The sequence below is a fragment of the Synechococcus sp. BA-124 BA4 genome, assembly GCF_034931165.1.
In genome coordinates, this window is the sequence record NZ_JAYGIA010000050.1 from 1 (window position 1) to 13,830 (window position 13,830).

Sequence of the window (13,830 nt, forward strand, 5' to 3'; positions counted from 1 at the left end):
AGATCCCGGTTTTGGCCTGGCCGATCAGATAGAAGGCCAGGAACCAGGTGGTCAGCGGCAGTTTTGTGGCCTGCATGATCGTTCCAGCCGTGAGCGTGGCCTGATGGCTGCAGGTGCGGCACTGATAGCGCTTGAGGCGGCGGCCGTAGACGAGCCCATGCTCATGGCCATTGCAGCGGGGACAGCGGAACCCATCAGGCCAGCGCGCTTGCTCCAGAGCAGCCTCACATTGCTCCTCAGTACCGTAGTGCCGCTGGAACTCAGGCAGTGAGAGGCCTTTCTGGAACTGGATGCCGTTGCGCGCCATGACCGGACTGGTATTTGTGTACCACTCTATAGGGCCTGGGTGGCCGTCGCGGAGCGAGCTGGGTAATCAAGTGGGTCGATGCTTCCAGCTCTACAAGCTGCGCACGATGTGCCAGGCCGCTCCCGATGCCCCCGCCACCTGGACGGTGCGAGGGGACGCCCGCATCACCCGCACGGGGGCATTCCTGCGCCGGGTGCGGCTCGATGAGCTTCCGCAGCTGTGGAACGTCCTGCGGGGGGACATGAGCCTGATCGGGCCGCGCCCGGAGCGCCCGGAGCTGGAGCACGACCTCGAGTCCCGCATTCCCCACTACCGCAAGCGCCACTGGATGCCGCCCGGCCTGAGCGGCTGGGCCCAGGTGTGTGCCCCCTACGCGGCCAGCGTCGAGGAGGCGGAACTCAAGCTCAGCTACGACCTCTACTACCTGCGCCACTGGGGCACCACCCTGGACCTGCTGATCCTGCTGAAAACGGTCAAGACCGTGCTCAAGGCCCGCGGGCGTTGAACCGCTGAGAGGCTTGGAGCCCGGCTCGCCGCGGGTTGAATGAAGCGGATGAAGAGATTCGAACTCTCGACCCTCTCCTTGGCAAGGAGATGCTCTACCACTGAGCTACATCCGCAGAGCGCCTCTGGGGGAAGGCGTTCCGGTCGGGCTCGCCGCCGACTGGGCCATCATGCACCATCGAGGGTGCCCCTGGCCAATCCACCCTCCATGGCTGATCCGGGAACCGGCTCTCAGCTGCTGGCGGCCTCGTAGAGGCTGCGGATCTGGGCGGCACTCCGCTTCCAGTCGAACCGGGTTGCACGGGCGACCGCGGATCGCTGGAGCTGCTGGCGCCGCTGGGGCTCGGTGGCCAGCGACTCCAGGGCGTCGACCCAGCCGGTGAGGTCATCCGGTGGCAGGAGGACCCCGGCCTCACCCACGATTTCCGGCAGCGAAGTCCTGTTGGAGCACATGACCGGGGTCCCGAAGTGCATTCCCTCCAGCACGGGCAGTCCGAAGCCCTCGTAGTGACTGGGATAGAGATTGACAAGGCAATGTTGATAAAGCCAGGCCAATTCCCCATCACTGACATAACCCAGAATATGAATATCGTCGGCCCATGGGGAGGCTGCGACCTGCTGATCAAAGCCATCCATCATCCAGCCTTGCTTGCCGGCAAGGACCAGGGGGATGGGGGCGCCGCCCCTGGCACGAAACTGCTGGTAGACATCCAGCAGAAAGGCCTGGTTCTTCCGGGGTTCGATGGTTCCGGTCGACAGGAAGAAGGACTCCCCAGCTTGGAAGATGCTGTTGTCAGGCGGTTCGGGTTCCGGATGAAAGCCCGGTTGTCCGAAGCGTGAGGCGGGATAGATGACGTGCACCCTGTCTGGGGCGATGCTGGGGAAGTGCCTCAGAAACGCCTGTTTGGTCGCCTCTGAGATGGCCACGAAGCCGTCGGCGAACTGGGCGGCTCTCTGAACGCCTTCCAGGCAGCCCTTACGGTTGCTTTCGGTGGTCCACTCAGGATGCTCGATAAAACTCATGTCGTAGAGCGTGTAGATGAGTGTGCCGCGTAAGCGCCATGGTGGACACCAGAAGTTGTTGGCGTGGACAACATCAAAGCGGTCCAAGAATGATCCTGCCTTGTCACGATTGATCCAGAATCGCGAAGCACTCTTGCGGCGGACCTTGCGAGGACCAAAGTGAACGCCGCGTTTCCAGTGCGGAAACGCCATGGCCTGGAAGGGGTCATGAAAGAAGTCGCCGAAGCTCGTCATCAAGGTGAACTCATTTTCGGCAGCTGATTCCAGCAGGCCATCGATCAAGGCTGCTGCATAGAAGCCGCAGCCGGCCTTTTGCCGACCCGTCTGACTCACATCAAAAGCAATCTTCAGTCCACTCATGACTCCGGTACCTCCAGGTGCGGGATAAGGATCGGCTGGGGGAGAGGACGCAAGCGCTGCTTGAGCTTCCGCCAGTAGCGCCGGATGCCGCTGGCCTCAATGCCCAGTTCCTGATTGATGGCGCCCAGCTGTCGCCACCCCTGGAGAACGGCCTTCCAGTTCCCCGTCGCCCCTCCCTCGGCCATGGCCACCAGGGGGTGCTGGCAGACCATGGGGGGGGCCTCCGGGGGCTGCGCCAGGAGAATGGATTGCATCAGTTTGTAGTCGGCCGAGAGACTATATGTCTCATCGAAGGACTGCTGTCTGTACGTCTCAAGATCGGCGATGAATCCCGGGTGCGGATAATGCAGACCTTCTGCCAACTGGCGCCGCCATTCAGCGGCACTGGCTGGGATCGGTTCCACCTGCCACAGGCTTCTGAGTTGGCGACTGGGCCGCCGAAAGTAGCCGATCGAAGCGAGCAGCACATGGGCCTTGCTCCGATGGCCGGCCTGCAGGAAGGCGGCATAGGCTCCCGGATCGAGCAGAAGATCATCGGAATTGAGCACATGGGCGTAGCGACCTCCAGCCTGCTGCAGTCCCACATTCATGGCGGCATAGGGCCCGCCCGTGATGTTGCTGATCCAACGACAGAAACCGTACCTGGCGGCATGTCTTGCCACGACAGCTTCCGTGCCGTCCGTTGAACCCCCATCAATCAGGATGTGTTCCAGTTCCCAGTGATCGTTCTGCAGAACGGCCTGCGCCTGTACGACGCTCATCAGGGTTTCGCTGATGGTTTCGACCGCATTCAGGCAAGGGGTGATGATGGTCACCAGCGGTTGCACCCTTTCGGCTGGACGGCTGTCTGCCTGAGCCATGCCCTGGATGGCCCAGCCTTCAGGGTCCTGCGTCATGGGCTGGGGGTGGCTGAACCACAGCCTGCCACAGCGTTGCTGGCCTCCGGTCCTGTGGACGTAAGCTCCCATGCTCTCCAGCGTCCGTTGAGCTGGTCAAGCGCCCCTGCTGTCCTTCCTCTGTGGGTCCACTCCATATTGGCTTTGATGCCCAGATTCTGCGCCGGCAGAGACGCGGTGGCATCAGCCGCTACTTCTGCGAGCTTGCCGCTGCGTTGCCGCAGGCTGGGGTTCGGGTGAGTCTGGCGCCTTCCACCTCCACCGCTTGGTGGCAGCGTGGAACATGGCGGCAGGCCGATGTGGTGCATGCCACCTTTTACGGAGGACGTCCATACCGGCCTCGCCGCGGGCAGCGCCTGGTGAGTTCTCTGTTTGACATGGTTCCGGAACGCCATCCGGAGCAGTTCTTTTTGCCGGGTCTGCGCTCCCCCCACGCCAACAAAGCGTCCTGGCTTTCTGCTTCCGATCTGATCATCAGTATCAGTGCCGCCTCCGCGGATGATCTGGTGTTCTTTCATCCCGGCCTGCAGACGCCTGTCCAGGTGATTCATCTGGCCACAGCGCTGGACAGCATCCCGCCTGAACCGGTGGCCCGGCTGCAGGGGCGACGCTTCTGGCTGATGGTGGGCAAGCGCCATGCCTACAAGAACGGCATGACCCTGATGCGAGCCCTGGCGCTCCTGCACCGGGGCTGCCGATCGGGGGGCGATCTTCCCCTGCTGGTGTTCGCCGGTGGTGGCGCCTGGCGCCCCGAGGAGCAGCGGTGTATCGCGGCCCATGGACTGGAGCATGCCGTTCTGCAGTTGCCGGCGAGCGACGCCGTTCTGGCCTGGCTCTACCGCCAGGCGGAAGCGGTGCTGGTCCCCTCGCTGGCCGAGGGATTTTCGCTGCCATTGATCGAAGCGCTGGCCTGTGACACTCCCGTCGTGGCCTCCGACCTTGAGGTTCATCGGGAGGTCGGCCGGGGATTTTCCACCTTTCTGCCTGCCCTCAATGCCGGGGCCTGGGCCGAGTGGCTCCTCAGCCGTTCCGACAGCCCCGAGGCCCGTCCCAGCCAGTGCCTCGGTCCAGGGGCGTACGGACGGCTGCGCCGCCAGTTCGCCATGGATCGCCTGGTGCAGCAGCACCTGGAGGCCTACGCAGGCACCCGTCGGCTACCCTCGGCCAGTCCGATGAAGGGTTAACAGTCCAGCGGCCATCGCGTTGCAACTCGTCGCCAAACGTACAAACTTTCCTCCCTTACCCTGCCAGTTGTCCTCGGCATCGGTTCCAGCGTCGAATCTGCGGCGAAGTTTATGGGGAGTGCCAATGCGTCCTTCAGGACGCAGGCTGTTTGGGAAAACGAGACACTCTCCGATACAATGTCCCCGCTTGCCCCCATGCGCTTTCGGATGAATCAAGCCTACAAAGCAATTGAGCATTGCCGCGTGAGTGGTGACGAGCACCTAGTTTCGATTCTCGATCTTGGCCAGCAGACACTGACTGGCGTTTTCCCCTCCTCGGCAGAGGAGCAGGTCACCCGGGGCCCTCTGGAGCTTGTCTGGTGCCCTTCCAGTGGACTTGTGCAGCTCAGGCATTCCTATAATCCGGACGAAATGTATGGAGAAAACTATGGCTATCGGTCGGGTCTCAACCAGTCCATGGTGGACCACCTCACCGGCAAGGTGCGCTATCTGGAGCGTCTTTCCGGGGTGGGCCCCGGCGACACCGTTCTGGATATCGGAAGCAATGACGCCACCACGCTGAAGGCCTACGCAACGCCGGATCTGCATCGCATCGGCATCGACCCGACGGGCGTCAAGTTTTCGGAGTTCTACCCCGATGACATCAAGCTGGTCCCCGACTTCTTTTCTTCCGCAGCCTTCAAGAGTGTTTCTGCTGCGCCGGCGAAGGTCGTAAGTTCCATCGCCATGTTCTACGACCTGGAGGACCCAGTGTCGTTTGCCAGGCAGATCTGTGATGTCCTTGCTGAGGATGGCGTCTGGCATTTCGAGCAGAGCTACATGCCGTCCATGCTGCGGACCAACTCCTACGACACGATTTGCCACGAGCACCTGGAGTATTACTCTCTTGGCGTGGTGGAAAAGATCCTGGAGGCGGCTGATCTCCGTCTTGTCGACGTCGTGATGAACAATGTTAACGGGGGCAGCTTTGCTGTCACCGCCGCGCGGAAATCCAATACATCCCTGCGCAGCAACGCACCGGTCATCGATTGGCTTCTGGAGCAGGAGGATCGCATGGGACTCTCCACACCGAAGCCATTCCGAGACTTTGAAGAGCGGGTCTTCCGCCACAGGGACGACCTCACCCGCCTCGTCAAGTCTCTCGTTGCTGACGGAAAGACGATCATTGGCTATGGAGCTTCCACGAAAGGCAACGTGCTGCTTCAGTTCTGTGGGTTTACTACGAACGAGATTCCCTTCATCGCCGAGGTCAACGAGGAAAAATTTGGCCGCGTCACACCCGGCACCCATATCCCGATCATTTCCGAGAAAGAGGCGGCGGCGATGAATCCTGACTATTACCTTGTTCTGCCCTGGCATTTTCGCGGTGGCATCGTCCAGAGGGAGAAGCAGTATCTGGCCGGAGGTGGACGGATCATCTTCCCGTTCCCAGAAATCGAAATCGTATAGACCCGCATCCATGCTTCGTAAACTCAGGAACAGATTCGACAACGCCTCCGCGCTGCTCGCCGGAACAGCCGAAGCAGCAGCCGCTTGCGTCGCAGAAGTCCGGCAGCTGGATGAGAAATTTGAGCGCACGGCGCGTCTGTGCGGTCGCCTCGCGGCGTTCGAGGTCCAACGCCTGAAGGAGATTGATACTCTCGCCGATGTGGAGTTTCAGGTCTACTCCCAGTTTGGTGAAGATGGCATCATCGAGTGGCTGGTCGCCAATCTCGATCTTCAGAACAAAACGTTTGTGGAGTTTGGTGTTGAGAACTATCTCGAGGCCAACACCCGCTTCCTCTTGCTGAATCGCAACTGGACGGGTCTAGTCCTTGATGGGAATCCTGAGAACATGGAGCACCTGCGCTCCTCAGCCACCTACTGGCGGAATGATGTTCAGGCCCAAGCGGCTTTCATCACCGCGGAGAACATCAAGGATCTGATTCAGCGGAGCGGATTTTTCGGACCCCTGGGCATCCTCAGCATCGACCTTGATGGCAACGATTATTGGATTCTCAAGGAGCTCGATGGATTGCGCCCGGATATCCTTATTCTTGAGTGCAATCCCGTGTTCGGAGACCGCCATGCGGTCACGGTTCCCTACGACCCGGCGTTCGAGCGCTTCCGCAGTCACCACTCGGGTCTGCTCTTCGGTGCGTCCATCGCGGCGTTGCGGGAGTTGGCCGAAAGCCGTGGCTATGAGTTCTTCGGCACCTGCTCGAATGGCCTGAATGCTTTCTTTGTCCGCACCGACCTTGCTCCGAGGATTGCCGGGAAGATCAAGCGTCGCATCGCCTGGCCCGCCATCCATCGCGACTCGCGCAACCTGGATGGACAACTCAGTTTTGTCCGCGGCAAGGACCGTTTTGACCTGATCGCCCATTGTGAGGTTCATTGCTGCCGCACCAACCGCAGGGTCAGGCTTGGTGACCTCGGCGACCCCTACAGTGCGGACTGGCTTCGTGCCATGGCTTTGCCCGGGGACCTGCCAGCAGGCGCTGCCTAACCAACCATGAACACCACCACTGTCCTGGCTCCTGTCTCCATTGGAGAACTGCTTGACAAGATCGTGATCCTCGAAATCAAGGAAGAGAGGATCTCCGAGGAAGCCAAGCTCATCAATGTGCGAAACGAGCTCCAATCCCTGCGCTCCATCCGGCCGGCGTCCCTCACCGACAACCCCGGCGTGGCACCTTGGGAGCATTCCCTGCGGGAGGCCAACAGTGAGCTGTGGGACCTGGAGGATCGCATCCGCGACAAGGAGAGGGCCGAAGACTTCGGTCCGGAATTTGTGGAGATTGCCCGTCTGATCTACCGCACCAACGACAAGCGGGCCCATGCCAAGAAGATGATCAATGTGCTCTGCGGTTCAGATATCGTCGAGGAGAAGTCCTACCAGCCCTACTGACGACGCATGAAGGTTGCCCTTGTCCAGCTCGACGCCAACGGTGACTGCCTCTATGCCACGACGATCGCCCGTCAGATCAAGCAGGACTATCCCGGTTGTCATCTCACCTGGTGGATTTCCTCACGATGCGGCCATCTGCTGACGGGCAATCCCTACGTCGATGAGGTGGTCTCTGTCGACCTTTCCGATTGGAGCAACGTCAGTCGCGACATCATCTGGACATTGGCGATGCGGCAGATTGTGCGTCGACAGACAGGCCCGGACCCCTACGATCGGATCTGGACACCGCAGGTCTACCCGGACAACTTTCGTCGATTTGATGGCACGGTTAGGCCCAGCATGTTCCGTGGCTACGATCGACCCATCACCGTCCCCATTGATCCCATCATCGCCCTGACTCCGGAGGAAGAGAGTCGAGCTGCTGCGTATGCCTCTGAACACAGCCTCTCGGCCAAGGGAAGGGTTGTTCTGTTTGAATGCTCCTCCAACAGCATGCAATCCCATGTCACTCCCGACTTCGCCAAGGAGGTGGCCAGGTTCAGTGCATCTGCCAAGGAAGACATCTTTTTTCTGCTGTCCACCATGCAACCCCTTGGGGACGACCTGCCCGCCAATGCGGTATCGGCGGCCTCCCTCACGATGCGGGAGAACCTTGCCTTGCTCGACCACTGCTCCGATTTCATCGGTTGTGGCAGTGGATTGACCGTGGTAGCCACCTGCGACCGTGCCAAAAAGCTCCCCATTCTTCAGATCCTTGACAGCGGCCGCTCGGTTCTGGGGTCTTTTCACCATGATTTCAGCTATTGGGGGAAGCCGACGGACATGCTCATCGAGTTGGGCGATGCCACCCCTGAGGAGACCTTTGCGTGCCTGCGACGTTGTCAGGGCAGTGGCATGCAGGGGGCGATCGCACGGTTTCACCGCCCCGTCCCGGTCACCTTCGACTTTCTCCATACGATCAGCGACTATCTGATCGAGCGCGGCCAGTATCTCGATGCGGCGGAATCCCTGGCTCACACGTACCGGCGCTATCCAGACCGTCCGGAGTTGCTTGACTATGCACGCCGAAATATTCTGCCTCTCTGCCCACTGGACGGGTCATTCCGCCTCCCCGGCGGGATGCGACAGTGGCAGTTCGTTGAGGAGTCGTTCTCATGAACGTGGACGATCAGGGCTCGACGTCGGCGTTGCATGCTTCAACCCTTGATCTGACGGTGGGTCCGCCCCACGCGTATGTGCGTTGTGACGACGGCATGGTGGCAGACGTCCGCATCGAGGAGAGCTATGGGCTTCGGGCCTACATTCAGATTCTCGAGAAAGACTGTGAGCAGCTTTCCGAACTGATCGCCTCCTGCAGCCTGCCCACAGAGGCCTTTGAGCGCGCTTCAAGGCCCGGTCCTGCATGGGATCTGGACGTCACCGGTGTTCCTGTGCCTCAGCACGGGGAGATTGACTGGATATCTCGCTATGCTCCCGAGCGTGCTTCGGATCGGCCTGCGCCTTCTGTCCTCGCCAGGGTCGTGAAGAAGGTTGGCAGACGCCTGAGGCACCTTGCCGGCAGGGTATGGCCTTTCCAGGGTGGGACCTCGGTTCCTGGCTCTCCACCGGCGGCGTTGCCGGGGATTCGCGTGCCCATGCAGTCGTCGTATCTTCTCGCGCCTGCAGATCAATCCGGCACCATTTTGGACGATCCTTCCCAGGAGCTACGACCTTCTGAAACTCCTGCTGAGGAGGCGGTGGCCTTACGTGAATGGCCCCGAATCTCAGTGGTTACCGTCAGCTTTAACCAATGCAACTTCCTTCGGGAATGCCTGGACTCCGTCCTTGGGCAGAACTATCCGAATCTAGAGTTTATTGTCATTGATGGTGGATCTACGGACGGAAGTCGTGAGATTCTGGAGTCCTATCGACCCCGTCTGTCCCATCTTGTCATCGAACCCGACAGGGGTCAGTCCCACGCCTTGAATAAGGGATTTTATCTCGCCACAGGGGATGTGATGACCTGGCTATGCAGCGATGACATGTTGGAGCCGGGTGCTTTGGAGACCGTGGCGCGGGTCCGATCCTGCCAGCCCTGCGATATTGTCGTCGGCGGCTGTCGCGTGATTGATGCTGCCGGTCAGACCAAGCTGATCCACTATTCAGGCTTCCTTCGCGGATGCCTGAGTCCGTTGAGTTTTGGTGATCTGACTAGCTTCACTTCAACGTGGCAGAAGGGACTCTACTTCTATCAGCCGGAACTCTTCTTCACGCGCGACCTCTGGAACCGTGCTGGTTCCCATGTGAAGGAGCATCTGCACTATGCCATGGATTATGAGCTCTTCCTCCGATTCGCCCTATCGGGTGCTCGACTTTACGCTGTGGAGCAGATTCTTGCCTGCTCCCGCCAACACGAGGATCAGAAGACCCGGCATGACGTTCCCATGTATCTTCCAACAGTGAAGCGCATCTTGAGTGACTTCCGCCACCAACTCGTCTGCCTGCAGCAGCCATGAGGCGTTCCCTTGTTTTGGGCGTAGGAGGCCAGGACGGCAGCATCCTGGCGGAAGAGCTGATGGCCTCAGGCCGCCAGGTTCTTGGTCTTGGACGCCGTGAGTCTTTTCCGTACCCGATCGACAGTCCCCACTTCGCGTACCGACAGTTGGATCTCGCGGAAGCGGCTGAACTGGACAGCTGTCTGAGGGAGTTCCAGCCGGATGAGGTGTTCCATGTGGCAGCCGTGCATGGTTCGGCTGGATTTCCCTACGAGGAAGTGTGGGGCAGTGCCTTGGATGTCAATACCAAGTCACTGCACCGGGTCCTGGAGTTCGCCAGGCAAGAGCAACCCCAGCTCAGGGTTTTTTACGCCAGTTCAGCCAAGATCTTTGGTCCTGCCCTGCGAGGGCGTGTGGATCTATCCACGCCTCGCGAGGGCAGCTGTCTCTACTCGATCACCAAGAAGGCCTCGGGTCAGCTTGCCTCCTTTTACGAGCGGACCCATGGAATCAAGACAACAGTGGCGATTCTCTTCAATCACGAGTCAGAGCGACGTCCCAGTTCTTTCTTTATTCCAAAGATCTGCAAGGCTGTTTCCTCCTCCTTATCCAATCCATTCCATCGGGAGGAGATTCAGACGCTCTCCTTCCACTGTGACTGGAGCACTGCCCGAGATTTCATGCGGATGGCGCTCCGCGCCGTTGAGGTTGGCTTCGCTGGGGAGGTCATCTTTGCCAGTGGGACTACCTGGAATGGCCGTGACTTTGTCCAGCAGCTGTTTTCCAGGCATGGTCTCGACTATGCTCAGCATGTCGTTGCCCCTGATTATGTTGAGTCCTCCTTCTTCGAGGTTGATCTGTCGGACACGCTTCGTCAGATTGATGCTCGCGCCCGAGAGGACATCTTTACACTGTGTGATCGCCTGATTACCTCTCCAAACCAATGACGCCCCCATTCCATTCCCCATGACCCCATCTATGCGACCACACTCCTTCAGGTACCGCTTGCGCGAGTCCTTGGCGATTTTGTGTGGCCGTTTGCCTGCGCGGCTGACCACCATTGATGCCTTGACAGCTGCTCAAGGCGAGTTGGCGCAGTCCAGGGCTGAACTGGCCAAGATCGCAAAGGTGGCTGCGGAAGTACGTGCTCAGGTTGATATTCTTGAATCTGAAATAGACGCAAAGAGCGATCAGTTGAAACAGTCTCTGGACACTTCAAGAGATCTTGAGGCTCGGCTGCGGCTTCTCGCGAATCCCGGTCAAAGTGAAAGAAGTATGAATGACTCTATCGTATTCCCAATCCCTGAGGTCATCCTGAGGGAAGCCAGGGACAAAGAGTTCAGAGTTATTGATGTAGGCGCTCAAATACTGGAATCGTCTGACCATGTCTACTCACAACTATTGACAGTCTTGTCAGGAAAGGTGATTGGGTTTGAGCCTCTCACGGAAGAGCTCAATAAGCGCTTAGCTCAGGACGTTACCGCAACCCTTCTGCCCCATGCCATTGGAACGGGACATCCAAGTGTTCTGCATGTTACGCAGTTTAATCCTGCTTCATCTCTCCTGCGTCCCAACCATCTGCAGCTAGATCAGTTTCTAGCCTTGCCTGAAATGTTGACTGTTGTTTCTGAGCTCCCGATGGAGACACGACGACTTGATGACGTCCCTGGCCTCGATGGTTGCACGCTGCTCAAGGTAGACATTCAGGGAGGTGAGCTGGCCGTCCTGCAGGGCGCCTCAGGAACTCTGCGTGATGTCATGGCTGTCTTCATCGAAGTGGAGTTCCTTGATCTCTACCGGGAGCAGCCTCTTTTCCCCGCTGTTCACTCCTTTCTTGAGGAACAGGGATTTGAGCTCCTTGACCTCATGAATCTCGGCTATGGTTCTTATCGGGAAGCTAATTGTGGAGATGTAAGATCCAAGCTGTTGTGGGCTGATGGATTTTATGTCCGCAAGCTTGACGTTGCATCACCTCCGCCGCTGGCATCTCTTGCTCAGTTGGCATGTGCGACTCATTATATTGGATGCAAATATGACTATGCCGCGCATGTTCTTGCTTTCTGCGACCGTGTATACGGTACAAGCTATCATCTTCCCTACCAGCAGAGTCTCCATCACGCGGTGTTTAAAAGCTAAAGCCGTTCCAGTGTTCTGCTCTGCTATTGCCTGCGTCTCTTGCTTTCATCTCTGCTCGATTCTGACAGGATGGGAATGATCACTCACTGCTTGCCTTGACTCATCCAGAAGTGTATGAGACTCGCTTCAATTCGTTGACCTGTCTTCTCTCCCGCCTCCCTTGACCCGCACCGCTCTCATCGCCGGCATCACAGGCCAAGATGGTGCCTACTTGGCACGCCATCTTCTTCAAGCCGGCTACCGCGTCGTGGGCAGTAGTCGCGATGCCCAGAGCAGTGATACCAGTCGACTTGAACGGCTGGGGATTCGGGAGGACGTGGAACTGATCTCTCTGGCACCGAATGACTTCCGCAGTGTCCTCAAGGCCCTGTCCTCGATAGAGCCCGCAGAGCTCTACAACCTGGCTGGGCAGACCAGTGTGGGTCTTTCCTTCGAGCAGCCTGTCGAATGCATGGAATCGATCGCCAGTGGAACCCTCAACTTTTTGGAGGTGCTTCGGTATCTGGGGGCTTCCACCCGTCTGTTCAGTGCCGGCAGCTCAGAGTGCTTTGGAGATACGCAGCTCCAACCGGCGACTGAGGCGACTGCCTTCCGTCCACGCAGTCCCTATGCCGTGGCGAAGAGTACGGCGTACTGGCAGGTCGCGAATTATCGTGAGGCCTACGGGATCTTTTGTTGTACAGGTATTCTGGCGAACCATGAATCTCCGCTGAGGCCCCAACGGTTTGTCACGCAGAAGATCATTGCAGGTGTTCGCAGTATCAAGAATGGTGAGACGCATGAACTCCGATTGGGGAATCTTGATATCTGGCGTGACTGGGGCTGGGCTCCTGAGTATGTCGTGGCGATGCATAGGATGTTGCAGGCTCCCGTGGCCAAAGACTATTTGATTGCTTCTGGCCAGACCACGTCACTGCGAGAATTCGTCCGGCTGGCGTTCTTGTCGGCCGGCTTGGAGCCCGGATCGTATGTTATCAGTGACGCCACCTTCCTTCGTCCCAGTGATCTGAAGTACTCAGCAATGGACCCGAGTCTCATTGCTACGGACCTGGGCTGGAAGGCCGAGGTCACGCCGGCTGAGATAGTTCAGAGAATGTACGACGAAACTTAGGTCTAGAGCTGCCCTGGATGACAAGTATATACTGGCTTGTCCAAGCTCTTCCCTTGACTCTACCTAGTGACTTGAACTTGGTTCCGCCAGGTTGTGTCTTGTGCGGTTGACAAGTGAGTTGAACCGGCCGTTCCGGTTTTTCTGGTTTGCTTTGGACTCTATCTTGTCAACCAATTGGCAAGTTCCATTTGCAGACTCTGTTTCGACAGGCTGAATTCTTCAACTCTCGAACCTGAGACTCTTGGGCGCGTTGTGTGTCGCGACTCCGAAGCTTGATGACGTATAGACATCCTATCGCTCATGGCTTAGTACCTAAAGGGCGTCCCAGTTCTGCATGAATTGCCAGGGCGGAGCTCGGCGGGAGTGGGCTAACCTGCTGGGCCGCGTCCCTTTGCGTGGTGTAAATCCCGAGGCCCGAATGCCCTGATCAGAGGTTGAACAGGGTGGAATGACGGGTGTCATTCCGGAGGTGCAGATGTACCTCATCGTTCCACGATGAATTGGAGCGATTGACTTGTCAAGTCTTTCGTGCGATCGCGGATGTGTTCTGAGCTGAAGTGTTCTGTGCAGCCAGGTGTGTTGCACCGGCCCCCGGGCGGCAATCAAGGCCGCTGCACCCTATGGGGCGCTGCAGCCTCGATCACCTGGGGCCTGCGCCCTGCCTCTCTCAGGCGCTGAGGGCCTGCAGGCTGGGGGTGTCGCCGAGCTCCGGGATGGTCGCCATGCTCTCGGCGGAGAACATGCGGCGGCCCTCCAGCTGCCAGTGCTCGTGCTGCTCCAGCAGCACCGCGCCCACCAGGCGGGTGATCGAGGCGTCGTTGGGGAAGATTCCGACGACGCGGGTGCGTCGTTTGATTTCCTCGTTCACCCGCTCCAGCAGGTTGGTGCTCCAGATCTTGCGCCAGTGGTCCTTGGGGAAGTGGCGGAAAGCCAGCACGTCCTCTT

The 13,830-nt window shown here is 58.8% G+C and carries 13 protein-coding genes, 1 tRNA gene and 1 pseudogene; 10 read left to right on the forward strand and 5 right to left on the reverse strand.

The window, feature by feature from the left end; translation table 11 throughout:
- Window positions 1-307, reverse strand: a 307-nt coding sequence (locus VB734_RS06010) for an IS1595 family transposase (protein WP_323243129.1), incomplete at its 3' end; no start/stop codon positions are given.
- A gap of 70 nt (window positions 308-377) precedes the next feature.
- Between VB734_RS06010 and VB734_RS06015 the strand changes: the two are divergent.
- Window positions 378-812 (forward strand): annotated as a pseudogene (locus VB734_RS06015) (sugar transferase); the annotation flags it as partial.
- A 43-nt stretch (window positions 813-855) separates the two neighbouring features.
- On the opposite strand, the gene VB734_RS06020 reads toward VB734_RS06015, so the two are convergent.
- The 3 genes from VB734_RS06020 to VB734_RS06030 form a co-directional block, all read right to left on the reverse strand.
- Window positions 856-927: transfer RNA gene (locus VB734_RS06020), tRNA-Gly, on the reverse strand.
- Window positions 928-1,042: 115 nt separating this feature from the next.
- Window positions 1,043-2,194 (reverse strand): glycosyltransferase family 1 protein, encoded by a 1,152-nt coding sequence (locus VB734_RS06025; protein ID WP_323243130.1) that lies wholly within the window; start codon window positions 2,192-2,194, stop codon window positions 1,043-1,045.
- Window positions 2,191-3,090, reverse strand: coding sequence for a glycosyltransferase (locus VB734_RS06030; protein ID WP_323243131.1), 900 nt, complete (start codon window positions 3,088-3,090; stop codon window positions 2,191-2,193). The genes VB734_RS06025 and VB734_RS06030 overlap by 4 nt, the downstream gene beginning before the upstream one ends.
- A 359-nt stretch (window positions 3,091-3,449) precedes the next feature.
- Here VB734_RS06030 and VB734_RS06035 point away from each other — a divergent pair, with 359 nt between their 5' ends.
- The 9 genes from VB734_RS06035 to VB734_RS06075 all read left to right on the forward strand — a co-directional run bounded on the left by VB734_RS06035 (window position 3,450) and on the right by VB734_RS06075 (window position 12,885).
- Window positions 3,450-4,274, forward strand: a complete 825-nt coding sequence (locus VB734_RS06035) for a glycosyltransferase (RefSeq protein WP_323243132.1) — start codon at window positions 3,450-3,452, stop codon at window positions 4,272-4,274.
- A 207-nt stretch (window positions 4,275-4,481) separates the two neighbouring features.
- Window positions 4,482-5,723, forward strand: a complete 1,242-nt coding sequence (locus tag VB734_RS06040; protein WP_323243133.1) for a class I SAM-dependent methyltransferase — start codon at window positions 4,482-4,484, stop codon at window positions 5,721-5,723.
- A gap of 10 nt (window positions 5,724-5,733) precedes the next feature.
- Window positions 5,734-6,762 carry a hypothetical protein gene (locus VB734_RS06045; RefSeq protein ID WP_323243134.1) on the forward strand — a complete coding sequence of 343 codons (1,029 nt, stop codon included), beginning with the start codon at window positions 5,734-5,736 and terminating at the stop codon, window positions 6,760-6,762.
- A 6-nt stretch (window positions 6,763-6,768) separates the two neighbouring features.
- Complete coding sequence (locus VB734_RS06050) at window positions 6,769-7,164, forward strand: DUF6165 family protein (protein WP_323243135.1); 396 nt, start codon at window positions 6,769-6,771, stop codon at window positions 7,162-7,164.
- Between the two features lie 6 nt (window positions 7,165-7,170).
- Window positions 7,171-8,322, forward strand: a complete 1,152-nt coding sequence (locus tag VB734_RS06055) for a hypothetical protein (protein WP_323243136.1) — start codon at window positions 7,171-7,173, stop codon at window positions 8,320-8,322.
- On the forward strand, window positions 8,319-9,659 hold the full coding sequence (locus tag VB734_RS06060; RefSeq protein ID WP_323243137.1) for a glycosyltransferase family 2 protein: 1,341 nt from the start codon (window positions 8,319-8,321) through the stop codon (window positions 9,657-9,659). The genes VB734_RS06055 and VB734_RS06060 overlap by 4 nt, the downstream gene beginning before the upstream one ends.
- The gene (locus tag VB734_RS06065; RefSeq protein WP_323243138.1) at window positions 9,656-10,585 is read left to right on the forward strand and encodes a GDP-mannose 4,6-dehydratase; all 930 of its coding nucleotides are present in this window, start codon (window positions 9,656-9,658) and stop codon (window positions 10,583-10,585) included. The genes VB734_RS06060 and VB734_RS06065 overlap by 4 nt, the downstream gene beginning before the upstream one ends.
- Window positions 10,586-10,643: 58 nt before the next feature.
- The gene (locus tag VB734_RS06070) at window positions 10,644-11,774 is read left to right on the forward strand and encodes an FkbM family methyltransferase (RefSeq protein WP_323243139.1); all 1,131 of its coding nucleotides are present in this window, start codon (window positions 10,644-10,646) and stop codon (window positions 11,772-11,774) included.
- Between the two features lie 160 nt (window positions 11,775-11,934).
- The gene (locus tag VB734_RS06075) at window positions 11,935-12,885 is read left to right on the forward strand and encodes a GDP-mannose 4,6-dehydratase (protein ID WP_323243140.1); all 951 of its coding nucleotides are present in this window, start codon (window positions 11,935-11,937) and stop codon (window positions 12,883-12,885) included.
- A gap of 667 nt (window positions 12,886-13,552) precedes the next feature.
- Here VB734_RS06075 and VB734_RS06080 read toward each other — a convergent pair.
- Window positions 13,553-13,830: transposase (locus VB734_RS06080; protein WP_323243141.1), on the reverse strand; the 278-nt coding region annotated here is incomplete at its 5' end.

Bases quoted from the DNA above. Each gene is read 5' to 3' on its own strand.
- VB734_RS06030 (WP_323243131.1), bottom strand. From the start codon at position 3,090: ATGACGCAGGACCCTGAAGGCTGGGCCATCCAGGGCATGGCTCAGGCA.
- VB734_RS06045 (WP_323243134.1), top strand. From the start codon at position 5,734: ATGCTTCGTAAACTCAGGAACAGATTCGACAACGCCTCCGCGCTGCTC.
- VB734_RS06040 (WP_323243133.1), top strand. From the start codon at position 4,482: ATGAATCAAGCCTACAAAGCAATTGAGCATTGCCGCGTGAGTGGTGAC.
- VB734_RS06055 (WP_323243136.1), top strand. From the start codon at position 7,171: ATGAAGGTTGCCCTTGTCCAGCTCGACGCCAACGGTGACTGCCTCTAT.
- VB734_RS06060 (WP_323243137.1), top strand. From the start codon at position 8,319: ATGAACGTGGACGATCAGGGCTCGACGTCGGCGTTGCATGCTTCAACC.
- VB734_RS06025 (WP_323243130.1), bottom strand. From the start codon at position 2,194: ATGAGTGGACTGAAGATTGCTTTTGATGTGAGTCAGACGGGTCGGCAA.
- VB734_RS06050 (WP_323243135.1), top strand. From the start codon at position 6,769: ATGAACACCACCACTGTCCTGGCTCCTGTCTCCATTGGAGAACTGCTT.
- VB734_RS06065 (WP_323243138.1), top strand. From the start codon at position 9,656: ATGAGGCGTTCCCTTGTTTTGGGCGTAGGAGGCCAGGACGGCAGCATC.